General features: G+C 66.7%; 25 protein-coding genes. 12 read left to right on the forward strand and 13 right to left on the reverse strand.

The window, feature by feature from the left end; translation table 11 throughout:
- Positions 1 to 77 precede the first annotated feature (77 nt).
- From AQ610_RS08215 to AQ610_RS08255, 9 genes are all read right to left on the reverse strand, one after another.
- Positions 78 to 539, reverse strand: a complete 462-nt coding sequence (locus AQ610_RS08215) for a peroxiredoxin (RefSeq protein ID WP_006026210.1) — start codon at positions 537 to 539, stop codon at positions 78 to 80.
- A gap of 89 nt (positions 540 to 628) precedes the next feature.
- Entirely contained in the window at positions 629 to 1525 is an 897-nt protein-coding gene (locus tag AQ610_RS08220) for a polysaccharide deacetylase family protein (protein WP_006026211.1), read from the reverse strand.
- A 16-nt stretch (positions 1526 to 1541) separates the two neighbouring features.
- Positions 1542 to 2597 carry a bifunctional UDP-4-keto-pentose/UDP-xylose synthase gene (locus AQ610_RS08225; protein ID WP_006026212.1) on the reverse strand — a complete coding sequence of 352 codons (1056 nt, stop codon included), beginning with the start codon at positions 2595 to 2597 and terminating at the stop codon, positions 1542 to 1544.
- Positions 2594 to 3541, reverse strand: coding sequence for a formyltransferase (locus AQ610_RS08230; RefSeq protein WP_006026213.1), 948 nt, complete (start codon positions 3539 to 3541; stop codon positions 2594 to 2596). Before AQ610_RS08230 ends, AQ610_RS08225 begins: the two co-directional genes overlap by 4 nt.
- Positions 3538 to 4545, reverse strand: coding sequence for a glycosyltransferase (locus tag AQ610_RS08235; RefSeq protein ID WP_009890744.1), 1008 nt, complete (start codon positions 4543 to 4545; stop codon positions 3538 to 3540). The genes AQ610_RS08230 and AQ610_RS08235 overlap by 4 nt, the downstream gene beginning before the upstream one ends.
- Positions 4546 to 4551: 6 nt before the next feature.
- Positions 4552 to 5703, reverse strand: a complete 1152-nt coding sequence (locus tag AQ610_RS08240) for a DegT/DnrJ/EryC1/StrS family aminotransferase (protein WP_006026215.1) — start codon at positions 5701 to 5703, stop codon at positions 4552 to 4554.
- Between the two features lie 139 nt (positions 5704 to 5842).
- Positions 5843 to 6214, reverse strand: coding sequence for an SMR family transporter (locus tag AQ610_RS08245; protein ID WP_004192320.1), 372 nt, complete (start codon positions 6212 to 6214; stop codon positions 5843 to 5845).
- Between the two features lie 20 nt (positions 6215 to 6234).
- Positions 6235 to 7941, reverse strand: coding sequence for a glycosyltransferase family 39 protein (locus AQ610_RS08250; protein ID WP_006026216.1), 1707 nt, complete (start codon positions 7939 to 7941; stop codon positions 6235 to 6237).
- Positions 7942 to 8094: 153 nt separating this feature from the next.
- Positions 8095 to 8469 (reverse strand): Mth938-like domain-containing protein, encoded by a 375-nt coding sequence (locus tag AQ610_RS08255; protein ID WP_006026217.1) that lies wholly within the window; start codon positions 8467 to 8469, stop codon positions 8095 to 8097.
- A gap of 337 nt (positions 8470 to 8806) precedes the next feature.
- On the opposite strand from AQ610_RS08255, the gene AQ610_RS08260 reads away from it, so the two are divergent.
- From AQ610_RS08260 to moaE, 6 genes are all read left to right on the forward strand, one after another.
- Complete coding sequence (locus tag AQ610_RS08260) at positions 8807 to 10045, forward strand: pyridoxal phosphate-dependent aminotransferase (RefSeq protein ID WP_006026218.1); 1239 nt, start codon at positions 8807 to 8809, stop codon at positions 10043 to 10045.
- A gap of 45 nt (positions 10046 to 10090) precedes the next feature.
- Complete coding sequence (locus AQ610_RS08265; protein ID WP_015601717.1) at positions 10091 to 11419, forward strand: homoserine dehydrogenase; 1329 nt, start codon at positions 10091 to 10093, stop codon at positions 11417 to 11419.
- A 7-nt stretch (positions 11420 to 11426) separates the two neighbouring features.
- Positions 11427 to 12878, forward strand: a complete 1452-nt coding sequence (gene thrC / locus AQ610_RS08270) for a threonine synthase (RefSeq protein ID WP_006026220.1) — start codon at positions 11427 to 11429, stop codon at positions 12876 to 12878.
- Between the two features lie 425 nt (positions 12879 to 13303).
- Entirely contained in the window at positions 13304 to 14542 is a 1239-nt protein-coding gene (locus tag AQ610_RS08275; protein WP_006026221.1) for a molybdopterin molybdotransferase MoeA, read from the forward strand.
- 20 nt (positions 14543 to 14562) lie between these two features.
- Complete coding sequence (gene moaD, locus AQ610_RS08280; RefSeq protein ID WP_009912081.1) at positions 14563 to 14820, forward strand: molybdopterin converting factor subunit 1; 258 nt, start codon at positions 14563 to 14565, stop codon at positions 14818 to 14820.
- A 10-nt stretch (positions 14821 to 14830) separates the two neighbouring features.
- Positions 14831 to 15319, forward strand: coding sequence for a molybdopterin synthase catalytic subunit MoaE (gene moaE, locus AQ610_RS08285; RefSeq protein ID WP_009912084.1), 489 nt, complete (start codon positions 14831 to 14833; stop codon positions 15317 to 15319).
- Positions 15320 to 15471: 152 nt separating this feature from the next.
- Here moaE and AQ610_RS08290 read toward each other — a convergent pair whose 3' ends face one another.
- The gene (locus AQ610_RS08290) at positions 15472 to 16023 is read right to left on the reverse strand and encodes a group III truncated hemoglobin (RefSeq protein WP_006026224.1); all 552 of its coding nucleotides are present in this window, start codon (positions 16021 to 16023) and stop codon (positions 15472 to 15474) included.
- 182 nt (positions 16024 to 16205) lie between these two features.
- Here AQ610_RS08290 and AQ610_RS08295 point away from each other — a divergent pair, with 182 nt between their 5' ends.
- The 3 genes from AQ610_RS08295 (at position 16206) to ltrA (ending at position 21176) form a co-directional block, all read left to right on the forward strand.
- Complete coding sequence (locus AQ610_RS08295) at positions 16206 to 16703, forward strand: Rrf2 family transcriptional regulator (RefSeq protein ID WP_009912085.1); 498 nt, start codon at positions 16206 to 16208, stop codon at positions 16701 to 16703.
- 202 nt (positions 16704 to 16905) lie between these two features.
- The gene (clpB, locus tag AQ610_RS08300; protein WP_006026226.1) at positions 16906 to 19503 is read left to right on the forward strand and encodes an ATP-dependent chaperone ClpB; all 2598 of its coding nucleotides are present in this window, start codon (positions 16906 to 16908) and stop codon (positions 19501 to 19503) included.
- 533 nt (positions 19504 to 20036) lie between these two features.
- Complete coding sequence (gene ltrA / locus AQ610_RS08305; RefSeq protein WP_063893527.1) at positions 20037 to 21176, forward strand: group II intron reverse transcriptase/maturase; 1140 nt, start codon at positions 20037 to 20039, stop codon at positions 21174 to 21176.
- On the opposite strand, the gene AQ610_RS08310 is transcribed toward ltrA, so the two are convergent.
- On the reverse strand, positions 21159 to 22364 hold the full coding sequence (locus AQ610_RS08310) for an IS110 family RNA-guided transposase (protein WP_006029866.1): 1206 nt from the start codon (positions 22362 to 22364) through the stop codon (positions 21159 to 21161). The genes ltrA and AQ610_RS08310 overlap by 18 nt on opposite strands.
- A 149-nt stretch (positions 22365 to 22513) precedes the next feature.
- Here AQ610_RS08310 and AQ610_RS33040 point away from each other — a divergent pair, with 149 nt between their 5' ends.
- Positions 22514 to 22894, forward strand: a complete 381-nt coding sequence (locus tag AQ610_RS33040; protein ID WP_231748958.1) for a group II intron maturase-specific domain-containing protein — start codon at positions 22514 to 22516, stop codon at positions 22892 to 22894.
- Positions 22895 to 23014: 120 nt separating this feature from the next.
- Here AQ610_RS33040 and AQ610_RS08315 read toward each other — a convergent pair whose 3' ends face one another.
- The gene (locus AQ610_RS08315; RefSeq protein WP_006026998.1) at positions 23015 to 23437 is read right to left on the reverse strand and encodes a YidB family protein; all 423 of its coding nucleotides are present in this window, start codon (positions 23435 to 23437) and stop codon (positions 23015 to 23017) included.
- A gap of 80 nt (positions 23438 to 23517) precedes the next feature.
- Positions 23518 to 24105, reverse strand: coding sequence for a ComEA family DNA-binding protein (locus tag AQ610_RS08320; RefSeq protein ID WP_043282646.1), 588 nt, complete (start codon positions 24103 to 24105; stop codon positions 23518 to 23520).
- Between the two features lie 307 nt (positions 24106 to 24412).
- Here AQ610_RS08320 and AQ610_RS08325 point away from each other — a divergent pair, with 307 nt between their 5' ends.
- Both AQ610_RS08325 and AQ610_RS08330 read left to right on the forward strand, forming a co-directional pair.
- A complete protein-coding gene (locus AQ610_RS08325) occupies positions 24413 to 24907 on the forward strand; it encodes a MerR family transcriptional regulator (RefSeq protein WP_009912091.1) in 495 nt (164 codons plus the stop codon).
- Positions 24856 to 25254, forward strand: a complete 399-nt coding sequence (locus AQ610_RS08330; protein WP_009912093.1) for a carboxymuconolactone decarboxylase family protein — start codon at positions 24856 to 24858, stop codon at positions 25252 to 25254. Before AQ610_RS08325 ends, AQ610_RS08330 begins: the two co-directional genes overlap by 52 nt.
- The last annotated feature ends 10 nt before the right edge of the window (positions 25255 to 25264 follow it).

The raw sequence follows: 25264 nt of genomic DNA on the forward strand, positions 1-25264 counted from the left end.
GCATCGTTGGGACCACCGGCGCAGCTACGAGAAAAATGGGTCGGACAGGCATTCATTGCGGCCCAATATAACGCGCCTCAAAGCGCTTGTACAGCGCTCAGCACGTCGTCGACGTGGCCCGGCACCTTCACGCCGCGCCATGCGTGGCGCAGCACGCCTTCGCCGTCGATCACGAACGTCGAGCGCTCGATTCCGCGCACTTCCTTGCCATACATTTTCTTCAGTTTCATGACACCGAACAGCGCGCAGAGCGTTTCATCGGGGTCCGAAATCAACGGGAACGGCAATTCGAGCTTCGCCTTGAAGTTCTCGTGCGAGCGCAGGCTGTCGCGCGACACGCCGGCGATTTCCGCGCCGGCCTTCTTGAACTTCGGATACAGATCGCGGAACTGCAGGCCCTCGGTCGTGCAGCCGGGCGTGTTGTCCTTCGGATAGAAATACAGCACGAGTTTCTTGCCCCTGACGCCCGACAGCGAAAACTCGCCGCTCGTGGCAGGCGCGGTGAAATCGGGAACTTGACGGTCGACTTCGACAGACACGTGTTTCTCCTGTTGTTATGAACGAGCGCGGACGGCGGGCCGCGCGTGGCGATGCGGGATGTGAGGCGAAAGCCGGCGACGGCGTTCGTTCAGTCGGGCTGGACGATCAGTTCGCCGGAGCGGCCGGGGATCTCGCCCCACGCGACAGGGTACGATGGCAGCGCGGCGCGGTCCAGCGTCGCGTAATAGTCGCCCATCGTCGCGAACGTGTGGCCTTGCGCGCGCCAGCCCGCGAGCAGTTGCTCGAACACGGGCGCGAGCTTCTGGCCTTCGAGCTCCGCGTGCAGCGTGAATACCTGATCGTGCGGATTGCGCTCGGTGTGCTCGAGCAGATGCGCGGCGACGTTGCGCGTGTCGATGCCGTCGATGCCGAGGATCTCGTCGAGCGTCGGCAACGTCGTCGGCATCTGTACGTGCGCGAGCGTCCTGCCCGCGACGACGGGCAGATACGGCGAATGGCCGCGGCCGTCCGACGCGTAGCGCATCCCCCACGCGTCGATCTGCTCGAATGCGGCGTCGTTCATCTGCCAGCCGGCCGCGCCGTGCGTGACGGGCGGCGCGCCGAAGATCTCGACGAAGCGCTCGCGGCTCTTGTTCATCTCGCGCACGGTCCAGTCGCGCGAACGCTGGCGGACGTTGTCCTGCCAGTACACGTGATCCCAGGTGTGGATCCCGCATTCGAAGCCGGCTTCGTGGATCGCGCGCATGTCGGCTCTCGCGCAGCGGCCGATGTCGGGGCCGGGCAGCAGCACGCCGTACAGCAACTGCCTGACGCCGTAATGTTCGACGACCGACGTGCGCGACACCTTCTTCAGGAACCCCGGCCGCAGCACGCGGCGCATCGCCCAGCCGGTGTGGTCCGGGCCGAGGCTGAAGAGGAAGGTCGCGCGCGCGGCGAAGCGATCGAAGATGCGCGCGAGGTTCGGCACGCCTTCGCGCGTGCCGCGCAGCGTGTCGACGTCGATCTTGAGGACGATGCGGGCCAAGTGGCGGCGCCCCTCTTCAGCCTTGCTGCTCGACGAGCGCGCGTGCGTCGGCGACATGGCCGCGGTACGCCTCGAAGATCTGGCGTAGCGCGTCGTCGAACGTGAACTGCGGCGCCCAGCCGAGCTCCTGCATCGTGTTCTCGATCTTCGGCACGCGGTTCTGCACGTCCTGGTAGCCGTTGCCGTAGTACGCGCCCGACGTCGTCTCGACGAGCTGCACGCGCTTGGCCGAATCGGCGTATTCGGGGAATTCCGCCGCGAGCTCGAGCATCTTGTTCGCGAGTTCGCGCACCGAGAAGTTATTGTCCGGATTTCCGATGTTGTAGATCTTGCCTGTCGCGACGCCGTTCGGATTCTCGATGATCTTCATCAGCGCGCTGATGCCGTCGTCGACGTACGTGAACGCGCGCTTCTGCGAGCCGCCGTCGACGAGGCTGATGTTCTCGCCGCGCACGATGTGGCCGAGGAACTGCGTGACGACGCGCGAGCTGCCTTCCTTCGGCGTGTAGATCGAGTCGAGGCCCGGGCCGATCCAGTTGAACGGGCGGAACAGCGTGAAATTCAGGCCCTCCATCCCGTAGCCCCAGATCACGCGGTCCATCAGTTGCTTCGAGCACGCGTAGATCCAGCGCGGCTTGTTGATCGGGCCGTAGGTGAGGGCGGACGCGTCCGGATCGAACTGCTCGTCCGCGCACATGCCGTACACCTCGGACGTCGACGGGAACACGAGGTGCTTGCCGTACTTGACGGCCGAACGCACGATCGGCAGGTTCGCCTCGAAGTCGAGCTCGAACACGCGCAGCGGCTGCTTGACGTAGGTGGCGGGCGTCGCGATCGCGACGAGCGGCAGGATCACGTCGCACTTCTTCACGTGATACTCGACCCACTCCTTGTTGATCGTGATGTCGCCCTCGAAGAAATGCATCCGCTCGTGCTTGACGAGGTCGCCCAGCCGATCGGTCTGCATGTCCATGCCGAACACTTCCCAATCGGTGGTTTCAAGAATGCGCTTGGACAGGTGATGGCCGATGAAGCCGTTCACACCCAGGATCAGGACTTTTTTAGCTTTCATGAATGACGGGAAGAATGAATGAACTGCGCGAATTCCGCCGGGGAAACGACGGCTTCGCCGCCGTCGCGCAGCCGGCGCAGTTCGAGAATGGAGACGGCGCGGCTGTCGCCGCAAACGCCGAACAGCATATTATCGCTTACGTGCAGGCCCGGCGGCAAATCGGCGGCCGCGCGCGCGGCCGCCGAGCCGGGCGCGGCGAGCCGCGCGCGCGCGATCACGAAGCGCGCGCCGTCGAGATCGGTGAACGCGCCCGGATACGGCGGCGCGACTGCGCGGATCAGGTTGTATACGGTCGCGGCCGGCTGCGACCAGTCGACGCGCCCGTCCTCGGGCTTGCGCCCGCCGTAGTAGCTGCCCTGCGACAGATCGTTCGGCAGGTGCGGCGCCTCGCCCGCGAGCAGCGCGGGCAGCACGCGCCAGAGCGTCTGCTCCGCGGCGACCGTGACCTTGTCGAATACCTGCGCGGCGGTGTCGTCGGGCAGGATCGGCACCGCGGTCTGGCCGACGATCGCGCCCGCGTCAGGCTTCGCGGCCATCTCGTGCAGCGTCGCGCCGGTTTCGGTCTCGCCGTTGAGCACCGCCCAGTTCGTCGGCACGCGGCCGCGGTACTTCGGCAGCAGCGACCCGTGCATGTTGTATGCGCCGCGCGCGGCGAGCGCGAGGAGGTCGGCGGGCAGCATGTGCCGGTAATAGAACGAGAAGATGAAATCGGGCTTCGCGCTCGCGACCGCCGCGCGCACGTCGGCGCCCGCCGGATCGGCGGGCGTGATGACCGCGATGCCGTGCTCGGCCGCGACCGCCGCGACGCTGCCGAACCAGATTTTCTCGGTCGGGCTGTCTTCGTGCGTGACGACGAGCGCGACGTCGACGCCGCGCGCGAGCAGCACCTGCAGGCAGCGCACGCCGACGTTGTGATACGCGAAGACGACGGCGCGCGGCTTCATCGCGCGGCCTCGCGGCGCTCGGCGGCGAGCGTGACGCCGGGCTTGCCGTCGCGCGCCTCGAGCACGGTGTGGATCAGGTAGCGCGGCCGCGCGCGGACCTGCTGATAGATGCGTCCGATGTACTCGCCGAGCAGGCCGAGCGCGAAGATGATCACGCCGAGCAGGAAGAACGTGATCGCGAAGAGGGTGAACACGCCTTGCACTTCCGCGCCGACGATGAAGCGCCGCACGACGAGCAGCACGAAGAGCGCGGCCGAGCCGAGCGAGAGGATCACGCCGATGAACGACAGCCATTGCAGCGGCACGACCGAGAAGCCCGTGACGAGATCGAAGTTCAGGCGAATCAGGCTGTACAGCGAGTATTTCGATTCGCCCGCGAAGCGCTCTTCGTGCGCGACCTCGATTTCGGTCGGGTTCTGCGCGAACGTGTACGCGAGCGCGGGGATGAACGTGTTCACCTCGCCGCAGCGGTTGATCGTGTCGATGATGTGGCGGCTGTAGGCGCGCAGCATGCAGCCCTGATCGGTCATCTTGATGCGCGTGATGCGCTCGCGCAGCCGGTTCATCGCGGCCGACGCCTTGCGGCGGAACAGGCTGTCCTGACGTTGCAGCCGGATCGAGCCGACGTAGTCGTAGCCTTCGCGCATCTTCGCGATCAGCTTGCCGATTTCCTCGGGCGGGTTCTGCAGGTCGGCGTCGAGCGTGATGACGATCTCGCCGCGCGACTGCTCGAAGCCCGCGAGGATCGCCATGTGCTGGCCGTAGTTGCCGTTCAGGAGCACGACGCGCGTCGTGTCCGGACGCACGCGGAACTGGTCGGCGAGGAGGGCGGCCGAGCGGTCGCGGCTGCCGTCGTTGACGAGGATCACTTCGTACGGCGTGCCGAGCGCGTCGAGCGCCGGGTAGAGCCGCGCGAAGAGCGCAGCGAGCCCCGCTTCCTCGTTGTACACGGGGATGACGATCGAAACTTCAGGATTCGTCGCGCGTGTTTCAGGGTGAGTCATGTCCGCTTATTTTCCGTATTGTTCGCAAATCTGGTTGACGGCGTCGACGACCCGTTGCACGTCCGCATCGCTCATCTGCGTGAAGAGCGGCAGCGTGACGGTCGACGCGCCGAAGCGCTCGGCGTGGGGGAACATGCCCTCCGTGAAGCCGCGCGCGCGGTACAGCGTGAAAAGATGAATGGCCGGGTAATGGACGCCCGAGCCGATGCCGCGCTGCTTTAACTGCTCCATGAACTCGCCGCGCGAGATCGACAGTTTCTCGAGCGGCAGCGTGATCTGGAACATGTGCCAGTTGCCGTGCTCGAAGTCCGCGACAGGCAGCCCGACGCCGAGCGCGAGCGCGGGCCCGCTCGCGAACGCGTCGAAGTAGCGGCGGGCGAGCCCGCGGCGCGTCGCGTTGAAGCGCTCGAGATGCGCGAGCTGGCCCCAGCCGACGCGCGCGGCGACGTCGGTCAGATTGTACTTGCCGCCGAGCACGTCGCAGTCCATCCCGTCGAGGCCCGTGCGCGTGATCCCCTGCAGGCGGTACTTCTGCGCGAGCGTCGCCTCGGCTTCGTCGTTGAGCACGAGCGCGCCGCCTTCGATCGACGTGATGTTCTTGTTCGGATGGAAGCTGAACGACACGATGTCGCCGATCGCGCCGATGCGCTGGCCGCGCCACGTCGAGCCGAGCGCCTGCGCGGCGTCCTCGATCACGCGCAGCTCGTGCGCGCGCGCGATCGCGTAGAGGCGGTCCATGTCGACGGGCAGGCCCGCCAGGTACACAGGGATGATCGCCTTCGTGCGCGGCGTGATCGCCTTTTCGACGAGGTCGAGATCGAGGTTGCGCGTGGCGGGATCGATGTCGACGAACACGGGCGTCGCGCCCGTTTCGAGGATCACGTTGCTCGTCGCGACCCATGACGCGGGCGTCGTGATCACTTCGTCGCCGGGGCCTGCGCCCGCGATCCGCAGGCCGATCTCGAGCGTCGCCGTGCCCGAGTTGAACACGCGCACGGGGCGCCCGCCGCAGTATTCGGACAGCGCGGCCTCGAAGCGCTGGCACTGCGGGCCGGTCGTGATCCAGCCGGAGCGCAGCACGTCGGCCACGCCCTGAATGGTTTCCTCGTCGATCTCGGGTTTGACGAACGGCAGGAAAGGAACGGAAGTCTGGCTCATGTAAGCTTCGCTCGTTGTCGTGTGAAAGGAATCGGGCGCCGCCCGACACGCGCATTTGACACTGTCCGCCGGAACGGGTGCGTCACTTTTTGTCGGCGCGGCCGGTGCGCGTCGAGCGCGCGGGCCGGGTGCGGGCGCGTCAACTGCGCGCGAGCACGAACACGCCGATCAGGATGATGCCGATGCCCACGAGGCGCTGCACCGACAGCACCTCGCCGAACAGGTACCACGCGGCGAACGCATTGACGACGTAGCCGAGCGAGAGCATCGGATACGCGACCGACACGTCGACCCGGGACAGCCCGACGATCCACACGACCACCGAGAGCACGTAGCAGCCGAGGCCGCCGATGATCGGCAATTGGGTCGCGATCTTGAAGCCGATGGGCACAATGTTCGCACGGGTGAATTCGAAGTGTCCAACGGCGCGCACGCCGGCTTTCAGCAGCAGTTGCGCGCAGGCGTTCAGCATCACGCCCGTGACGATGCAGAAGAGAGAGACGGGATTCATCGATTCGGGTCCCTCGCGGCTCAGGATTGCGGCTTCTCGACGACGACGCGCCGGTTGTCGCGCGCGACGACGCGCATCGGCAGGCCCGCTTCCGACAACTGCCTGTAGCGGTCGGGCGACATCAGCGCGAGCGCGTGGCGATCGGCGCGCCAGCGTTGTTCCCATTCGGCGACGGTCGGAACCCACTTGTCGGGCTCGACCGAGATGCCGAACGCGAGTTCGTCCTTGCGCTCGACCATGATCATCGTGTGGCCGACGTAGAACGGCAGCGTGTGGTCGAGCGTGTCGACCGAATAGAACGGCGTGTCGGGCGGCAGCTTCGCGAGCTCCGCGCGGATCGCGGGCGCGAGGAGCGCGCCCGAGCTGTAGCGGCCGAACGCGTCGTGCCCGGTGCCGCCGATCGTGCCGAGGAGGAGCCACCCGGCGCCGAACGCGACGGCCGCCGCGGCGATGCCCGCGCGGCCCCGGCGATTGAGCCACACGGCGACGAGCGTGAGCGCGAACGCGGCGGCGAGCGCCGCGTACACCCACTTCTGGAACGCCAGGTATTGCGCATTCGGCGTGCGCGCGTCGCCCAGGCGCGCGAGGAAGAGCGCGCCGAACGCGGCGGCGACGAGGAACACCAGGTAGCCGAACAGATGGCGGCGGAACCGCTCGCGCGGCACGAGCGGCAGATACGCGCCGATCATCAGCGCGAGCGCGGGCGCGACGGGCAGCACGTACGAGATCAGCTTCGAGTGCGACGCGCTGAAGAACAGGAAGATGAACGCGCTCCATGTAGCCAGCACGAGCATCGGCGCGAAGCCGTTCGGCTGGCGCGGGATGCGCAGCGCGTGGCGCACGCTCTGCACGCTCACGGACAGCCACGGCAGGAAGCCGACGATGAGCACCGGCACGAAGTAGTAGAACGCGCCGGGGCGGTTCTGCTCGGGCGTCAGGTAGCGCCGGAACTGCTGGACGATGAAGAAGAAGTTGAAGAATTCGGGGTTGCGCGACTGCACGAGCACGAACCACGGCGTCGCGATCGCGAAGAAGACGACGAGGCCGCTCGCGAGGTGGAGGCGCTTCCACAGCGCCCAGTCGCGCGACGCGAGCGTGTAGAGGACGAGCACGGCGCCCGGCAGGATCAGGCCGACGAGGCCCTTCGACAGCACGGCGAGCGCCATCGACGCCCAGCAGAGCCACATCCAGCCGCGCTCGGCGCGCTTGCCGATGCCGGGCCGCTGTGCGAGGAGGAGGGCGCAGAGCGTGATCGTCATCCACAGCGACAGTCCCATGTCGAGCGCGTTGAAGTGGCCCATCAGGTTCCAGTACGGCGAGCTCGCGAGTACGAGCGCCGCGAAGAAGCCCGCGCGCGGGTTGAACACGCGCGCGCCGGTGTAGCCAGCGAAGAGGACGCCCGCGAAGCTCGCGAGCGCCGTGTACAGGCGTGCCTGCCATTCGCCGACGCCGAACCACGCGAACGTGAGCGCGTTGAGCCAGGTCTGCAGCGGCGGCTTCTCGAAATACTTGTAGCCGTTGTAGCGCGGCGTGATCCAGTCGCCCGTGGCGAACATCTCGCGGGCCATTTCGGCGTAGCGGCCTTCGTCGCTCGGGATCAGATGGCGCAGGCCGAGCGGCGCGAACCAGATCACGGCGAGCGCCGCGACGAGAAAGAGGAGCGTGGCGCGGCTCAGCGTCATGGGCGCGGCGCGATCGAGCGGTAGCCTGGTCGGCGTATCGTTCATAGGGTTCGTATCGAGTTTGTCAGATTCGGTCGGGCGGGTTGCGGCTGTCGTCCGCGGCAAGTGGGACGCGGTGCGAAACAGGGGGCAAACACGGGCACAAGCACAGACGCAAGCGCCGCCGGGGGTTTTAGCGCGGTGCGGCTTAACGCTCGCTTAACGTTCGATCAGCAGCGCCGCGGCGACCTTCCGGCCTTCGGCCATCAGGATGTTGTACGTGCGGCAGGCGGCCTGGAAATCCATCGTCTCGACGCCGATCCGCTGCGCAGTGAGCTGCGCGGTCAGGCGCGGGTGCGGAAAACGCAGTCTCGCGCCGCTGCCGAAGATCACGACCTCGGGCTGCGGCTCGAGCAGCATCGCGAAGAGCTCGGGCGTGAGCGCGTCGAACGACGCGACGGGCCATTCGGCGACGGGCGCGCCCGGCAGCACGATCACGCTCGTCTCGTGGCGCTGCAGATTGATGTCGACATAATCGGGGCCGTAGCCGGTGACGGTATTGAGCGCGTTGCTCGGGTCCTGATGTAATTTCAAATCGGTCTTCCGCGGTGTCGAAAAGGGCCGGAACAGCGGCCGCGCCGCCCGGCGATCCGGCCCCGAACGGGGCGGGCCGCCTGCCGCGATGCGCACGGCCGTCGTGGCGGACACTGCCGCGCGAAGGCCGCGGCCGGGTTGGTGCATTGCGAAAGTCGGCCAAAATCCGCTAAATTATAACTTTTTAGCCGCTCCCGGGCGGCGTTTCTGTCGCGCGCCGCCACAAGCCGCGCCCGTCAGCCGCATGAAGCCATTCCTAGACAGCGCGCTACCGGCCGCTCTCCAGTTTTGATCCCCGCCCCCAGGCCCGCAGGCATTACCCAGGAACGTGTCCGCCGTGAAACCGATTCAGAAGTCGAACAAGCTGCTCAATGTCTGCTACGACATCCGCGGCCCCGTGCTCGAGCACGCGAAGCGCCTCGAGGACGAGGGGCACCGCATCATCAAGCTGAACATCGGCAATCTGGCCCCGTTTGGATTCGACGCGCCGGACGAGATCATCCAGGACATGATCCGCAACCTGCCGATGTCGTCCGGCTATTCGGATTCGAAAGGCGTGTTCGCCGCGCGCAAGGCGATCATGCACTACACGCAGCAAAAGGGCGTGCAGGGCGTCGAGCTCGACGACATCTACGTCGGCAACGGCGCATCCGAACTCATCGTGATGGCGACGCAGGCGCTCCTGAACGACGGCGACGAGGTGCTGCTGCCCGCGCCCGATTACCCGCTCTGGACGGCGGCCGTGAGCCTGTCGGGCGGCACGCCCGTGCACTACGTCTGCGACGAGTCGAACCGCTGGATGCCCGATCCCGACGACATTCGCCGCAAGATCACGCCGAACACGAAGGCGCTCGTCGTGATCAACCCGAACAACCCGACGGGCGCGCTCTATTCGGACGAATTGCTCGTCGAGCTGATCGCGATCGCGCGCGAGCACGGGCTCGTCATCTTCGCCGACGAGGTCTACGACAAGATCGTCTACGACGGCAAGTCGCACACGGCGCTCGCGTCGCTCGCGGAGGACGTGATCACCGTCACGTTCAACAGCCTGTCGAAGAGCTACCGGTCGTGCGGCTATCGCGCGGGCTGGATGTCGGTCGCGGGGCTAACGGCCGGGAACCGCCGCCGCGCGCACGATTACCTGGAGGGGCTCGGCATCCTGTCGTCGATGCGCCTCTGCGCGAACGTGCCCGGCCAGTACGCGATCCAGACCGCGCTCGGCGGCTATCAGAGCATCAACGAGCTGATCATGCCGAGCGGGCGCCTGTACAAGCAGCGCGAGCTCGCGTACGACATGCTGACGTCGATTCCCGGCGTGTCGTGCGTGAAGCCGGAAGCGGCGCTCTACATGTTCCCGCGCCTCGACCCGAAGCTCTATCCGATCGACAACGACCAGCAGTTCATCCTCGAGCTGCTGCTCCGGGAGCGCGTGCTGCTCGTGCAGGGCACGGGCTTCAACTGGCCGACGCCGGATCACTTCCGTGTCGTGTTCCTGCCGAACGTCGACGACCTGACCGATTCGATCGAGCGGATCGCGCGCTTCCTCGATGGCTACCGGAAGCGCAACGCGGTCTGACCGGGCGCGTCCCATCTTTTTCATTCAAAATAGACCACACGCAGCATGGAACCGATCAAAGTAGGCCTGTTGGGCTTCGGCACGGTGGGCGGCGGCACCTTCAAGGTGCTGCGCCGCAACCAGGAAGAAATCAAGCGGCGCGCCGGGCGCGGCATCGAGATCGCGCGCGTCGCGGTACGCAATCCCGCGAAGGCGCTCGCCGCGCTCGACGGCGACGCGGGCGGCGTGTCGATCGGCGACGATTTCAACGCGGTCGTCGACGATCCGTCGATCGCGATCGTCGCGGAGATGATCGGCGGCACCGGCATCGCGCGCGAGCTCGTGCTGCGCGCGATCGCCAACGGCAAGCACGTCGTGACCGCGAACAAGGCGCTGCTCGCCGTGCACGGCACCGAGATCTTCGAGGCGGCGCGCGAGAAGGGCGTGATGGTGGCGTTCGAGGCGGCCGTCGCGGGCGGCATTCCGATCATCAAGGCGCTGCGCGAGGGGCTGACCGCGAACCGGATCCAGTACATCGCGGGCATCATCAACGGCACGACGAACTACATCCTGTCGGAGATGCGCGACCGCGGCCTCGATTTCGCGACGGCGCTCAAGGCCGCGCAGGAGCTCGGCTACGCGGAAGCCGATCCGACCTTCGACATCGAGGGCGTCGACGCCGCGCACAAGGCGACGATCATGAGCGCGATCGCATTCGGCGTGCCGGTGCAGTTCGAGCGCGCGTACGTCGAAGGGATCAGCAAGCTCGCCGCGACCGACATCCGCTACGCGGAAGAGCTCGGCTACCGGATCAAGCTGCTCGGCATCACGCGCCGCACCGAGCGCGGCATCGAGCTGCGCGTGCACCCGACGCTGATTCCCGCGAAGCGCCTGCTCGCGAACGTCGAGGGCGCGATGAACGCGGTCGTCGTGCATGGCGACGCGGTCGGCACGACGCTGTACTACGGCAAGGGCGCGGGCGCGGAGCCGACGGCGTCGGCCGTCGTCGCCGATCTCGTCGACGTCACGCGCCTGCACACGGCGGACCCCGAGCACCGCGTGCCGCACCTCGCGTTCCAGCCGGACAGCCTGTCGAACACGCCGATCCTGCCGATCGAAGAGGTGACGAGCGGCTATTACCTGCGCCTGCGCGTCGCCGACCAGACGGGCGTGCTCGCCGACATCACGCGCATTCTCGCCGAATCGGGCATCTCGATCGACGCGCTGCTGCAGAAGGAGTCGGAGCAGGTCGACGACGCGAACGGCGAGACCGACATCATCCTGATCACGCACGAGACGATCGAGAAGAACGTCAACGCGGCGATCGCGCGCATCGAATCGCTCGCGACGGTCGTGTCGAAGGTCACGAAGCTGCGCATGGAAGCGCTCAACTGAGGACGACATGAATTACATCTCCACGCGTGGCGCCGGCATCGGCGAGCGCCACACGTTCTCCGACATCCTGCTCGGCGGCCTCGCGAAGGACGGCGGGCTCTATCTGCCGAGCGAGTATCCGCGGGTGAGCGCGGACGAGCTCGCGCGCTGGCGCGCGCTGCCGTACGCGGATCTCGCGTTCGAGATCCTGTCGAAGTTCTGCGACGACATTCCCGCCGACGACCTGCGCGCGATCACGCGCCGCACGTACACGGCGGATGTCTACCGCCACACGCGCCACGGCGGGAACGCGGCCGACATCACGCCGCTCACGACGCTCGGCGTCGAGCACGGCGCGCCCGTCGCGCTGCTCGAGCTGTCGAACGGCCCGACGCTCGCGTTCAAGGACATGGCGATGCAGTTGCTCGGCAACCTGTTCGAGTACACGCTCGCGAGGCACGGCGAAACGCTGAACATCCTCGGCGCGACGTCGGGCGACACGGGCAGCGCGGCCGAGTACGCGATGCGCGGCAAAGCGGGCGTGCGCGTGTTCATGCTGTCGCCGCACCAGAAGATGAGCGCGTTCCAGACCGCGCAGATGTACAGCCTGCAGGACCCGAACATCTTCAACCTCGCGGTGCAGGGCGTGTTCGACGACTGCCAGGACATCGTGAAGGCCGTGTCGAACGATCACGCGTTCAAGGCGCAGCAGAAGATCGGCACGGTCAATTCGATCAACTGGGCGCGCGTCGTCGCGCAGGTCGTCTACTACTTCAAGGGCTACTTCGCGGCGACGCAGTCCAACGACGAGCGCGTGTCGTTCACGGTGCCGTCGGGTAACTTCGGCAACGTCTGCGCGGGCCACATCGCGCGCATGATGGGGCTGCCGATCGCGAAGCTCGTCGTCGCGACGAACGAGAACGACGTGCTCGACGAGTTCTTCCGCACGGGCGCGTACCGCGTGCGCAGCGCCGAGGACACGTATCACACGAGCAGCCCGAGCATGGACATCTCGAAGGCGTCGAACTTCGAGCGCTTCGTGTTCGACCTGCTCGGCCGCGATCCGGCGCGCGTCGTCCAGTTGTTTCGCGACGTCGAGCAAAAGGGCGGCTTCGATCTTGCGGCGAGCGGCGATTTCGCGCGCGTCGCCGAGTTCGGCTTCGTGTCGGGCCGCAGCACGCACGCGGACCGGCTCGCGACGATCCGCGACGCGTTCGGGCGCTACGGCACGACGATCGACACGCACACGGCCGATGGTCTGAAGGTCGCGCGCGAGCATCTGCAGCCGGGCGTGCCGATGGTCGTGCTCGAGACCGCGCAGCCGATCAAGTTCGGCGAGACGATCCGCGAGGCGCTCGGGCGGGAGCCGTCGCGGCCCGCCGCGTTCGACGGGCTCGAGGCGCTGCCGCAGCGCTTCGAGGTCGTCGGCGCGAACGCTCAGCAGGTGAAGGACTTCATCGCCGCGCATACGGGCGCGTGACGCGCCGGCGAATGCGGCGGGCGGCGCGTGCGATGCCGTTGTCGGTCGCCGCGTTGCGCGAAGTCACCGGGGTGCGACGCCGTGACGCGCGCTGCTGCGCCGCATGGTCATCGTGCGGTGCGATATCGGCCGATCGGCGGGACCAGCGGCAAAGGCCGCAACGTGCAATCGTCAGACCCATTCCGTGCCGACTCGCGCTGCCGTATCGGCGAGCGGGGCGGCCGGACCGAACAGCTCGATCGGCACACGCTGATCGGGCTGTTTTTCTTTTCAGGCGATCGATTGCGCATGCGCGATCCGCCGCGCGCGGTCATCGCTGCGATCGGTCGCCCACATCCGCGCGGAGGCGTCGCTACAATGTCGCCATCCGGTCAACATATCAATCGACGATGTCCCACCCCAATCCCCAGACGCCGCGCGCGCCGATGCTGTCGACGGCCGATGCGCTGGCGGCGCTCCTCGCGGCGGCGCGCCCGCTCGCCGAAACCGGAGCCGAAACCGAAACCGTGCCGACGCTCGATGCGCTCAACCGCGTGCTCGCGGCCGACGTGGTGTCGCCGCTCGACGTGCCGCCGATGAACACGAGCGCGATGGACGGCTACGCGGTGCGGATCGCGGACCTGACGCGCGGCGAGCGGCGCCTGCCGGTGTCGCAGCGGATTCCCGCGGGTCATCCGGCCGGGCCGCTCGCGCCGGGCACGGCCGCGCGCATCTTCACGGGCGCGTCCGTGCCGGCCGGCGCGGACGCAGTCGTGATGCAGGAGCAGACGGAGGAGGCGGGCGACGAGATCGACATCCTGCATACGCCGACGGCGGGCGAATGGATCACCGCGCAGGGCGCGGACATCCGCCGCGGCTCGGTGATCCTGCCCGCCGGCACGCGGATGACGCCGCAGGCGATGGGGCTTGCCGCGTCGGTCGGCTGCGCGTCGCTCGCGGTCACGCGGCGCGTGAAGGTCGCGGTGTTCTTCACGGGCGACGAGCTGACGATGCCGGGCGAGCCGCTCAAGCCCGGCGCGATCTACAACTCGAACCGCTTCACGCTGCGCGGGCTGCTCGAGCGGCTCGGCTGCGACGTGACCGACTACGGCATCGTGCCGGATCGGCGCGACGCGACGCGCATGGCGCTGCGCGAGGCGGCGCGCGAGCACGACGTGATCGTGACGAGCGGCGGCGTATCGGTGGGCGACGAGGATCACGTGAAGCCCGCGGTCGAGGCGGAAGGCCGGCTCGCGCTGTGGCAGATCGCGATGAAGCCGGGCAAGCCGCTCGCGTTCGGCGCGATCCGGCGGGACGGCGCGGCGGGAAGGGCGGCCGCGGGCGAAGCGTATTTCGTCGGCCTGCCGGGCAACCCGGTGTCGAGCTTCGTCACGTTCCTGCTGTTCGTGCGGCCGTTCCTGCTGCGGATCGCGGGCGTGACGCAGGTCGCGCCGCGCGCGGTGTCTCTGCGCGCGGACTTCACGCAGAACAAGGCCGACCGCCGCAATGAATTCCTGCGCGCGCGCGTGAACGCAGCGGGCGGGCTCGACCTGTTTCCGAACCAGAGCTCGGCCGTGCTGACATCGACGGTATGGGGCGACGGCCTGATCGATAATCCGCCCAACCACGCGATCAGCGCGGGCGAGACGGTGCGTTTCATTCCTTTTTCCGAATTGCTCGGCTGAAGCCGGGCGGTGTAGTGACGATGAAGATCGAACTGAAGTTTTTCGCGAGCGTGCGCGAAGCGCTCGGCGTCGCGAGCGAGACAGTGACGGTGCCGGACGGCGTCGCGACGGTGGGCGACGTGCGCGCGTGGCTGCGCACGCGCGGCGGCGCATGGGCGGACACGCTCGCCGAGGGGCGCGCGCTGCGGATGGCGTGCAACCACACGATGACGGATGCCGGCACGCGGATCACCGACGGCTGCGAGGTGGCGTTCTTCCCGCCCGTGACGGGCGGCTGAGGAGGCGGCGATGGCGACGGTACGGGTGCAGGCCGACGATTTCGACGTGAGCGCCGAGATCGCGGCGCTACGTGCGCGCAATCCAAAGGTGGGCGCGGTCGCATGCTTCGTCGGCACGGTGCGCGATCTGAACGAAGGCGAGCAGGTCGACACGCTCGAGCTCGAACACTATCCGGGGATGACCGAGAAGGCGCTCGCCGCGATCGCGGACGATGCGATCGCGCGCTGGCCGGGCATCGACGTCGCGATCGTCCACCGGGTCGGCAAGCTCCGTCCGCTCGATCAGATCGTGTTCGTCGCGACCGTGTCCGCGCATCGCGGCGACGCGTTCCAGTCGTGCGAGTTCGTGATGGATTACCTGAAGACGCAGGCGCCGTTCTGGAAGAAGGAGAAGACGCCTGCGGGCGAGCGCTGGGTCGACGCGCGCAGCGCCGACGACGCGGCGCTCGCGCGTTGGGGCGTCGAATCGGGGAACGCGGGGAGCGAGAAGCGCGGATAGTGAGGTTTCCTGCGTTCAGGACCGTTCGGCAAATGATCGTTCGCCAATTTTCGTGTCGCCGACGCCTGCGGGAGAGCGCCGTTTGAAACAGGGCGTTCGTGAGTACGTTGATTTCGACGCTGAAGCGCCGGTCGCCCGGCGCGGTCACGCGCTTACGTATCGTCGTGCGCCGTCCGGCCGACGATCTTCGCCGGAAACGGCTCGCCGCGCGGCTGGCGCGCGTGCGCGTCGTCGTCTGCCGGCCGTTTCGGCGCGATCAGATCGAGAATCGCCTGCTGCTCGGCCGGAATCCGGTAATCCCAGCCGAAGCGGCTCAGTTGCAGGCTCTGCGCGATCCGCAGCGCGGGCTCCATGAAGCGCACGGCCGCCGCGGGCTCGTAGCGCGCCTCGACGGTCTTCAGGAACAGCGCGAGCCAGCGGCTGAAGTGGACAGGTTCGAGGCCGTCGAGCGGCTGGTGCGCGGCCTGCACGTTGCCGCGGTAGCGTTTCGTGCCGAGCACGAGGCTCGACCAGAATTCGCCCATTTTCGGCAGGTGCTGGTCCCAGCGGCCGGCGAGCTTGCTTTCGAACACAGGGCCGAGGAGCGCATCGTCGCGCACGCGATCGTAGAATGCGTCGACGAGCGCGCGGATGTTCTCCGGCGTCGGTTCGGCGTCGCGCGCCGGCGCTGCGGCGGCGGATGAGGCGGAAAAAGCTTGGGTCATCTAAAAAGGGCCGGGTAATACGGCAGCACGTGGGTGCGTTTTTGTCGCACAATATTAAACGGCCACTCTCTCAATAAAAGTGCTGACGGCATGCATCTTATGACGCGGCCGTCCGATCGGCAATGGCAGACGCGCGATGTTTGCGTGAGCGCCGGTCGCACTGACACAACATCTACTTCGTAATGAGACTAACCGACTACACCGACTACTCTTTGCGCGTCATGTTGTTCCTCGCAGTCCGAGGCGAGGGCCTGTCGACGATCCAGGAGATTTCGGATGCCTACGGCATCTCGAAGAACCATTTGATGAAAGTGGTGCAGCAGCTCGGCGAGCTTGGTTGGATCGAGACGGTGCGCGGCCGCAACGGCGGCTTGCGCTTGAACGCCCAGTCCGCGACGCTGACCGTCGGCGAAGTCGTGCGCAAGACCGAAAACGATTTCGCGCTCGTCGGCTGCTTCGCGGGCGAAGCCGAATCGCACCGCAACTGCGTGATCCAGTCCGTGTGCCGGCTCAAGGGCGTGTTCGTGGCGGCTCGCGAAGCGTTCTTCGCGGAGCTCGACAAGCATACGATCGGCGAGCTCGCGCAGCCGGCGTCGCAACTCGCGACGCTGCTCGGCCTCACGCCGGTGCGGATCGTGTCCGCGGCCGACGTCCGCGCGGCCGCGACCATCGTCGGCTGAAGACGCGCCGCCCGCGCTGCGTGGGCGGTTTTCCCAGTGGTCTCCTCACGTGCGCCGGCCGCGCCGCTCGCCGCGCTTCGTTCCCATCGCCGCCACGCGCTTCGCGTGACGCGTCCCTTTGCTGTGCCTCAATAAAAAACCGGCTTGAAAGGCGGATAACCATCCTCATTTGGTTGCTATTCGCAAATTGGAGGTCTCATTCATGAGAATCGACAAGCTCACCACCAAATTCCAGGAGGCGCTCTCGGACGCGCAGAGTCTTGCCGCCGGGCGCGACAACCAATACATCGAACCCGTTCACGTGCTGGCCGCGCTCGTCGCGCAGCAGGACGGTTCCTCGCGCTCGCTGCTGTCGCGCGCGGGCGTGCACATCCAGGCGCTGCAAGGCGCGCTCAACGAAGCGATCTCGCGCCTGCCGCAGGTGACGGGCACGGGCGGCGACATCCAGGTCGGCCGCGAGCTCGCGGGCCTGCTGAACCAGGCCGACAGGGAAGCGCAGAAGCTCAACGACACGTTCATCGCGAGCGAGATGTTCCTGCTCGCCGTGGCCGACGACAAGGGCGACGCGGGCCGTCTCGCGCGCCAGCACGGGCTCACCCGCCGCGCGCTCGAATCCGCGATCGCCGCCGTGCGAGGCGGCTCGCAGGTGCACAGCCAGGACGCCGAAAGCCAGCGCGAGGCGCTGAAGAAATACACGATCGACCTGACCGAGCGCGCGCGCGCGGGCAAGCTCGATCCGGTGATCGGCCGCGACGACGAGATCCGCCGCTCGATCCAGATCCTGCAGCGCCGCACGAAGAACAACCCGGTGCTGATCGGCGAGCCGGGCGTCGGCAAGACCGCGATCGTCGAAGGGCTCGCGCAGCGGATCGTCAACGGCGAAGTGCCCGAGACGCTGAAGAACAAGCGCGTGCTGTCGCTCGACATGGCGGCGCTGCTTGCCGGCGCGAAATATCGCGGCGAGTTCGAGGAGCGCCTGAAGGCGGTGCTCAACGACATCGCGAAGGACGAAGGCCGCACGATCGTCTTCATCGACGAGATCCACACGATGGTGGGCGCGGGCAAGGCCGAAGGCGCGATGGATGCGGGCAACATGCTCAAGCCGGCGCTCTCGCGCGGCGAGCTGCACTGCATCGGCGCGACCACGCTCGACGAATACCGCAAGTACATCGAGAAGGACGCCGCGCTCGAGCGCCGCTTCCAGAAGGTGCTGGTCGACGAGCCGAGCGTCGAGGCGACGATCGCGATCCTGCGCGGGCTGCAGGAGAAGTACGAGCTGCACCACGGCGTCGAGATCACCGATCCGGCGATCGTCGCCGCGGCGGAACTGTCGCACCGCTACATCACCGACCGCTTCCTGCCCGACAAGGCGATCGACCTGATCGACGAGGCCGCGTCCAGGATCAAGATGGAAATCGATTCGAAGCCCGAAGAAATGGACCGGCTCGATCGCCGTCTGATCCAGTTGAAGATCGAGCGCGAAGCGGTGAAGAAGGAGCAGGACGAGGCGTCGCAAAAGCGTCTTGCGCTGATCGAGGAGGAAATCGAGCGGCTCGGGCGCGAGTACGCGGATCTCGAAGAGATCTGGACGGCCGAGAAGGCGGCCGTGCAGGGCAGCGCGCAACTGAAGGAAGAGATCGACAAGGTGCGCGCCGATATCGCGCGGCTGCAGCGCGAAGGCAAGCTCGAGAAGGTCGCCGAGCTGCAGTACGGCAAGCTGCCGCAGCTCGAGGCGCGCCTGAAGCAGGTCGCGCAGGCGGAGGAAAGCGAGCAGCACAATCCGACGCGGCCGCGCCTGTTGCGCACGCAGGTCGGCGCGGAGGAAATCGCCGAGGTCGTGTCGCGTGCAACGGGTATTCCGGTGTCGCGGATGATGCAGGGCGAGCGCGAGAAGCTGCTGCACATCGAAGAGAAGCTGCATGAGCGCGTGGTCGGCCAGAACGAGGCGATCGACGCGGTCGCCGACGCGATCCGCCGCTCGCGCGCGGGCCTCGCCGATCCGAACCGTCCGTACGGCTCGTTCCTGTTCCTCGGCCCGACGGGCGTCGGCAAGACCGAATTGTGCAAGGCGCTCGCCGGTTTCCTGTTCGATTCGGAAGAGCACCTGATCCGCATCGACATGAGCGAGTTCATGGAGAAGCACAGCGTCGCGCGGCTGATCGGCGCGCCGCCCGGCTACGTCGGCTACGAGGAGGGCGGCTATCTGACCGAAGCCGTGCGCCGCAAGCCGTACAGCGTGATCCTGCTCGACGAGATCGAGAAGGCGCACCCGGACGTGTTCAACGTGCTGCTGCAGGTGCTCGACGACGGCCGGATGACGGACGGGCAGGGGCGCACAGTCGACTTCAAGAACACGGTGATCGTGATGACGTCGAACCTCGGCTCGCAACTGATCCAGTCGATGTCGGGCGCGTCGCAGGAAGAGATCAAGGACGCGGTGTGGGTCGAGGTCAAGCAGCACTTCCGCCCCGAGTTCCTGAACCGGATCGACGACGTCGTCGTGTTCCACTCGCTCGACCGCAGCAACATCCAGGCGATCGCGAGAATCCAGCTCGCGCGCCTGCATGACCGGCTCGCGAAGCTCGACATGGCGCTCGACGTGTCGGAGGCCGCGCTCGAGCAGATCAGCAAGGTCGGCTACGATCCGCTGTTCGGCGCGCGGCCGCTCAAGCGCGCGATCCAGCAGGAGATCGAGAACCCGGTCGCGAAGCTCATCCTCGCGGGCCGCTTCGGTCCGAAGGACGTGATTCCGGTCGATGTGCAGGACGGCAGGTTCATGTTCGAGCGCGTCGTGCATTGACCGCCGCGGCTCGGCTGGGCGGTTCGCCGCCCGGTCTCACGGCCGGCTCCGGCCCGTGAAAGCAAAACACCCCGCTCGCGAGCGGGGTGTTTTTTTATCGGGTGCGCCCGGCAGGGCGCACTCACTGGGAGGTGAAAGTCCTCTACTCGCCCGGCAAGGGGAAGAGTTAGCCGAAGGCAAGGGTTTCCCGGGTGACTGGGAGTCTGAAGGAAGCTGGGAGGCAAAGCGCTGGCCTGACGAACAGGAAGCGGATATGAGGCGTAGCGACTGGGTAAGGTGTCCCAATTCACCGAAGCCCGAAACTTGCACCGACGTTGTTACGTAGATCCGACAGGCATAAGCGTGAAGGTGAGTGCGCAATACCCGGGGAGATCTGTTTCTGTGCTGGCGCGGTAAGGCCAGCTACCGAGGTCGAGAGGCGGCGGGACGCGGAAGCAGAAGTCAGCAGAAGGCATAGTAGGTCAAGGCGAAGGCGGAGAGCCGAAGAGGACCGGGACCGAAGGCCGGAACAGTGAATGCCGAGAGTAGGACGGATGATCTCGAAGCCTGTTATGGATGCAGAAGCGCTGGAGACAGTGGCCGAGCACGCGAGGGGTGGCCGGAAGCCACCGGGCTGCGTGCGGGGTGCGGAGACGGGCACGGCGACATCTGGGCAAACGAAATCGGAGGGCGACGCGCTGATGGAGCGCGTCGTGGAACGCGGCAACATGAGGCGAGCATACCGCCGGGTGCTGAGGAACCAGGGTTCAGCCGGGGTAGATGGGCTGAGCGTGGAAGGCCTTGGTGACTGGCTCAAGATGCACTGGCCGAGTGTGAAGCAGGCGCTGCTGGAAGGGCGGTACGTACCGCAGGCGGTACGCCGGGCGGACATACCGAAGCCGCAAGGCGGGGTGAGGACGCTGGGCGTGCCAAGCGTGGTGGACCGACTGATCCAGCAAGCGCTGCACCAAGTATTGCAACCGATCTTGGAGCCGACGTTCTCGGCGAGTAGTTACGGATTCCGACCGGGCAAGAGTGCGTTGGACGCGGTGCGTCAGGCGCAAGCCTATGTTCAGGGTGGTCGGCATTGGGTGGTCGATATCGATTTGGAGAAGTTCTTCGATCGAGTCAACCATGATGTGCTGATGGGCCGGGTTGCGAGGCATGTAAAAGACAAAGTGACGCTGAAGCTGATTCGCCGCTTCCTCGAAGCGGGGATGATGGCGCACGGCGTGACGCGTGCGAGGACGGAGGGCACGCCGCAAGGCGGCCCGCTGTCCCCGCTACTGTCGAATATATTGCTGAGTGATCTGGATCGGAGGCTGGAGAGCCGAGGGCTGGCGTTCTGCCGGTACGCTGACGACTGCAACATTTACGTTGGCAGCCAACAAGCAGGACAGCGCGTCATGGCGAGAATCAGGGCCTATCTCGAGAAGGTCTTGAAGCTGCGCGTGAACGAGGCCAAGAGTGCGGTGGCGCGGCCGAGCACGCGGAAGTTCCTGGGATACCGGGTGGCGGTGAGGTTGGGTCAAGCACAGATCCGGATTGCACCGGAAAGCATCAAGCGATTGATGACGCGGGTGCGGGATCTGACGTTGAAGGGAAGAAGCGGGTCCCTTGAGCAGACGATCCGGAAGCTCAACCCGGTCCTACGGGGGGTGCCCCTATGTGTTTCGTCAAGCGTCAGGGGCTGACTTGGGTTGGTAAATGGTGCCGTCGCGCAGCATGGCAAACAGGACGTCGCAGCGTCGCCGTGCGAGCGCGATGAGTGCCTGGTTGTGGCGCTTGCCCTGCTGGATCTTGCGCAAGTAATAGGCCCGTGAGACTGGGTCTCGTAAGGCAGCGAAGGCGGAGAGGAACAAGGCGCGTTTGAGCACCTTGTTGCCACGTCTGGACGGGTGTTCGCCCCGGATCGACGAGCCTGAGCGCCGGGTGACCGGCGCGAGACCAGCGTAGGCCGCCAGATGAGCAGCCGTGGCGAAGGCTTTTTGGGCGACTTCGGTCAGGAGTCTGGCAGCGGTCCTGACGCCGACTCCCGGCATGCTGGTCAGGACTGGCCAAAGAGGGTGAGCAAGCACCAGCCGCTCAACTTCGGCAGCGATTTCGTCACGCTGCTTGCGCAAGGCGGCAAGTTGCTGGGCCAAACGAGGCATGACGATGGTGGCGGCCTGCGTGCCGGGCACGATTACGGCTTGCTCGTTCAGCGCTTGAACGATTTCGGCCGCCAAGTTCTTGCCCATGCGCGGTGCGAGCTTGGTCAGGCGGTTGGCGAGCGTCTTTTCATTGGCAGCAGCAAGTGCGCTCGGGGACGGGTAGCGCTCAAGCAGATCGAGCACCGCCGGATGGTCGAGGCGCGGTCCGAGAACGCGTTCGAGCGCCGGATGGATTTGAGTAAGCAGGCCGCGAATGCGGTTGCTGGTTTGCGTGACCTGAGCGGCGAGGTCGTCATCGAAGCCGCAGAGCATGGTGAGTTCGGCGAGCTGCTCGTCGGCCAGTCGAAGCGAGCGCAGCGTATGTGGCATCGAGCGGGCGGCTTCAGCAATGATCGCGGCGTCGCGGGCATCGGTCTTGGCTTCGCCGGCATGCAAATCAGCGATGCGGCGCATGGCCAGTCCGGGCAGATAGGCGACGAGTACGCCTTCAGCGCGGGCGACGGCTACAGGAAGCGCACCGATGGTGGAAGGCTGATCGACGACGAACAGCAGTCGACCGTGAGTCTTGAGTTCGGCGATGAGGGCGCGCAGCTTGACCTCGTCGTTGGGTAGTGCCTTGTTGTAAAGACGCTTGCCGTTTCGATCGAGTGCGACGGCGTGATGCTGGCCTTTACCGACGTCGACGCCGACGAAGACATCGACGGCGTCATGTTGTTTGGTTTCTTGCATCGCGGTTTGTGCAGAGTGAACGGATTGGCCTGCAACAACGGTGGCAAGTCTCGGCATCCACGTTACGGACGGCGTCGGGAAAGCCCGGCCAAACCCCTATCAGCGATCACCAGCCACCCACCGGGCCCGGTGACAACACCCCCCGGATCATGACTGCGACTGGGGGCGGGAATCATGCCGGGCCTGGCTGGCCAAAGCCCCGATTATCGGGGCATGAAGATAGTAACGGGGCAAATTACTTCCGGCTCAGCCAGCAGCACAAGCGGCTGGAGGGGCTGGACGGATGGTTGCGAAGGCGTTTGCGCTGCCTGATCTGGCGGCAGTGGAAGCGCCCCCGAACCCGAGAGCGCAACATGATCGCACTGGGCCTACGCCCGGAGCGGGCATGGAAATCGAGCGTGAACGGGCGAGGACCTTGGTGGAACGCCGGTTCTCACCATTTGAAGCAGGCGTTACCCAATGCCTACTTCGATGCACGGGGACTGGTCTCGATCCGTCGGACGGTGGATCGCCTCCAGAGCATTAACTGAACCGCCGTATGCGGAACCGCACGTACGGTGGTGTGAGAGGGCTGAGGGGGTAACCCCTCACCCTACTCGATCGGCGTATGCCGTTTCGGCGGTCGGCCGCGATCGCGGGGCGCGGTGCGGTTACGCCTGCTTGTTGCCGAACAGGCCCGTGAGCTGCGACAGCGTGCCGAGCACGTTCGACGTGTCGAGCTGGCCATTCGCCGGCACTTCGCCGTTCGGCGTCGCGCCGTTGACGACGTGCGGCAGCACCTGCGCGAGGAGGCCGGACACCTGCTGCGGATCGATGCCGACCTTTTGCGCGAGCGCGCCGACCGTATCCGAGCCGAGCACGTTCTGCAGCGTCTCGGGCGAGATCGGCTGGTTTTCGCCGGTGCCGACCCACGAGCCGATGACGTCGCCCGCGCCGCCCGCCTTGAATTTTTCGATGAGGCCGTTCAGGCCGCCCGGCTGGTTGTTGATGAACTCCAGCGCGGCGCTGACGAGCGCGTTCTGATTGCCGCCTTGGCCGCCGATCAGACCGCCAACGATGTCGAGTAGACCCATGATTCACCTGCTAGGTTGAGGCGGCGCCGCGAACGGCGCCGGTGGAACGAAGACGCCGCGCGCAACGCGCGGCGCCCGACTTATGCGCCCGATGCCGCGGACGCGGGCGTCGCCGCCTTGTTCTTCTTGCTCTTCCTCGAGCCCTTCGCCTTCATCGACGACGCGGCGGCAGGCGCGCTCGCTTCTGCCGCGGCGCTCGCCGCGGCGGCCTTGTCCTTCTTCTTCGACGAACGGGTCTTTTTCGCGGCCGGGGCGCTCGCCGCCGTCGCCGGCGCGGTCGCGGCGGGGGCGGGCGTCGTCGCGGACGGGGCCGGCGCGGGTGCTGCGGTCGTCGCGGTCGTCGTGGTCGCGGCCGGCTTCGCCGCGCTCGTCTTCGCCTTCGCGCCCGTCGGCGGTGTCGTCGAGCCGCCGATCGTCAGGCCCGCCGCCTCGAGATTGGCGACCGATTTCGCGCCGAGACCCTTCACGCGGCTCGCGAGATCGTCGGCGTCCTTGAACGGGCCGTTCTTCGCACGCTCGTCGATGATCGCCTTCGACTTCACCGGGCCGAGGCCCTTCACCGATTCGAGCGCCGCCTGGTCGGCGGTGTTGACTTCGACCGCGGCGGCGAGCGCGGCGGTCAGCGAAAGCGACAGTGCGACGACCAGCATCAGCAGCTTTTTCAGCATGGCGGGAGCTCCCTTTTGATGGAACGGATGAATGGCTGTCGGAACGAACGCCGGCGCGCGGCGCGAGCCGGGCGTCGCGTTCAAGCATAGGACAAATGCGTGCCCTTTTTAAGACAGCGGGGGCAGTGTTGCGCATCGACGGCGACACTGTAAAGGCTGCCGCGTCGCGTGCGGGCGGGTTTTGACCATCTTTGACGGAAAAACGGGCCGGGCGACGGCGCGAAGCGGCGACGCAGGCCGCCCGGACGCTGGCCATCGCGCGGCGCTTGACTTAGAGTGCACTCTAAGTCCTAACCTTGAGAACGTCATGTCGAACGCATCGAAGCCAACGTCCCCGCGCGCCTTGACGATCGGCCAGGTGGCCGCGCTCGTCGGCGTGTCGACGCACACGCTGCGCTATTACGAGCAGGCCGGTCTGCTGAGGTCGATCTCGCGCACGCCGGCGGGGCACCGGCTGTACGCGCCCGCCGATCTCGACTGGCTGCGTTTCGTGATGCGGCTGAAGGCGACCGGGATGCCGATCGCCGGGATGCAGGCGTTCGCCGAGCTGCGCGCGCAAGGCGATCCGACGTTCGGCGAGCGGCGCGCGCTCCTCGCCGCGCATCGCGACGCGGTGCGTGCGCAGATCGACGCGCTGCAGACGAACCTCGACGCGATCGTCGACAAGATCGCGTATTACGAGCGGGCCGGGCGCGACGCGATTCGACAGACAGGGCAGACGACTCAACCTCAACCGGACAAGGACGAACGATGGAACCACGAATCGCAGAAGACCGCTACGCGCGCGGCTGGAACACGCTGAAGGAAATCGACGGCGAAGTCGGCGAGCGCGTCGTCGCGGCGCTTGCGCCGATCGCGCCGGACTTCGGGCGGCTGCTCGTCGAGTTCGGTTTCGGCGACATCTACAGCCGGCCGCAGCTCGACCTGAAGTCGCGCGAGATCGCGACGATCGCGTCGCTCGCGACGCTCGGCCACGCGCAGCCGCAACTGAAGGTGCATATCGAGGCGGCGCTGAACGTCGGCTGCACGCGTGACGAGATCGTCGAGGTGTTCATGCAGATGGCCTTGTACGCGGGCTTTCCGGCCGCGCTCAATGCGCTCTTCGCCGCGCGCGACGTGTTCGAGCAGCGCGACGCCGCGCATGCGTGACGAAGCCGTC

Source organism: Burkholderia humptydooensis (assembly GCF_001513745.1).
Classification (GTDB): Bacteria; Pseudomonadota; Gammaproteobacteria; order Burkholderiales; family Burkholderiaceae; genus Burkholderia; species Burkholderia humptydooensis.

What these genes read in the sequence shown, in the direction of transcription:
- AQ610_RS08275 (WP_006026221.1), top strand. Translation starts at nt 13,304, where the DNA reads ATGCTGTCGACGGCCGATGCGCTGGCGGCGCTCCTCGCGGCGGCGCGC.
- moaD (WP_009912081.1), top strand. Translation starts at nt 14,563, where the DNA reads ATGAAGATCGAACTGAAGTTTTTCGCGAGCGTGCGCGAAGCGCTCGGC.
- thrC (WP_006026220.1), top strand. Translation starts at nt 11,427, where the DNA reads ATGAATTACATCTCCACGCGTGGCGCCGGCATCGGCGAGCGCCACACG.
- AQ610_RS08315 (WP_006026998.1), bottom strand. Translation starts at nt 23,437, where the DNA reads ATGGGTCTACTCGACATCGTTGGCGGTCTGATCGGCGGCCAAGGCGGC.
- AQ610_RS08225 (WP_006026212.1), bottom strand. Translation starts at nt 2,597, where the DNA reads ATGAAAGCTAAAAAAGTCCTGATCCTGGGTGTGAACGGCTTCATCGGC.
- AQ610_RS08265 (WP_015601717.1), top strand. Translation starts at nt 10,091, where the DNA reads ATGGAACCGATCAAAGTAGGCCTGTTGGGCTTCGGCACGGTGGGCGGC.
- moaE (WP_009912084.1), top strand. Translation starts at nt 14,831, where the DNA reads ATGGCGACGGTACGGGTGCAGGCCGACGATTTCGACGTGAGCGCCGAG.
- AQ610_RS08325 (WP_009912091.1), top strand. Translation starts at nt 24,413, where the DNA reads ATGTCGAACGCATCGAAGCCAACGTCCCCGCGCGCCTTGACGATCGGC.
- AQ610_RS08250 (WP_006026216.1), bottom strand. Translation starts at nt 7,941, where the DNA reads ATGAACGATACGCCGACCAGGCTACCGCTCGATCGCGCCGCGCCCATG.
- AQ610_RS08230 (WP_006026213.1), bottom strand. Translation starts at nt 3,541, where the DNA reads ATGAAGCCGCGCGCCGTCGTCTTCGCGTATCACAACGTCGGCGTGCGC.
- AQ610_RS08310 (WP_006029866.1), bottom strand. Translation starts at nt 22,364, where the DNA reads ATGCAAGAAACCAAACAACATGACGCCGTCGATGTCTTCGTCGGCGTC.
- AQ610_RS08330 (WP_009912093.1), top strand. Translation starts at nt 24,856, where the DNA reads ATGGAACCACGAATCGCAGAAGACCGCTACGCGCGCGGCTGGAACACG.
- clpB (WP_006026226.1), top strand. Translation starts at nt 16,906, where the DNA reads ATGAGAATCGACAAGCTCACCACCAAATTCCAGGAGGCGCTCTCGGAC.
- AQ610_RS33040 (WP_231748958.1), top strand. Translation starts at nt 22,514, where the DNA reads ATGACTGCGACTGGGGGCGGGAATCATGCCGGGCCTGGCTGGCCAAAG.
- AQ610_RS08320 (WP_043282646.1), bottom strand. Translation starts at nt 24,105, where the DNA reads ATGCTGAAAAAGCTGCTGATGCTGGTCGTCGCACTGTCGCTTTCGCTG.
- AQ610_RS08245 (WP_004192320.1), bottom strand. Translation starts at nt 6,214, where the DNA reads ATGAATCCCGTCTCTCTCTTCTGCATCGTCACGGGCGTGATGCTGAAC.
- AQ610_RS08235 (WP_009890744.1), bottom strand. Translation starts at nt 4,545, where the DNA reads ATGACTCACCCTGAAACACGCGCGACGAATCCTGAAGTTTCGATCGTC.
- ltrA (WP_063893527.1), top strand. Translation starts at nt 20,037, where the DNA reads ATGATCTCGAAGCCTGTTATGGATGCAGAAGCGCTGGAGACAGTGGCC.
- AQ610_RS08290 (WP_006026224.1), bottom strand. Translation starts at nt 16,023, where the DNA reads ATGACCCAAGCTTTTTCCGCCTCATCCGCCGCCGCAGCGCCGGCGCGC.
- AQ610_RS08295 (WP_009912085.1), top strand. Translation starts at nt 16,206, where the DNA reads ATGAGACTAACCGACTACACCGACTACTCTTTGCGCGTCATGTTGTTC.
- AQ610_RS08240 (WP_006026215.1), bottom strand. Translation starts at nt 5,703, where the DNA reads ATGAGCCAGACTTCCGTTCCTTTCCTGCCGTTCGTCAAACCCGAGATC.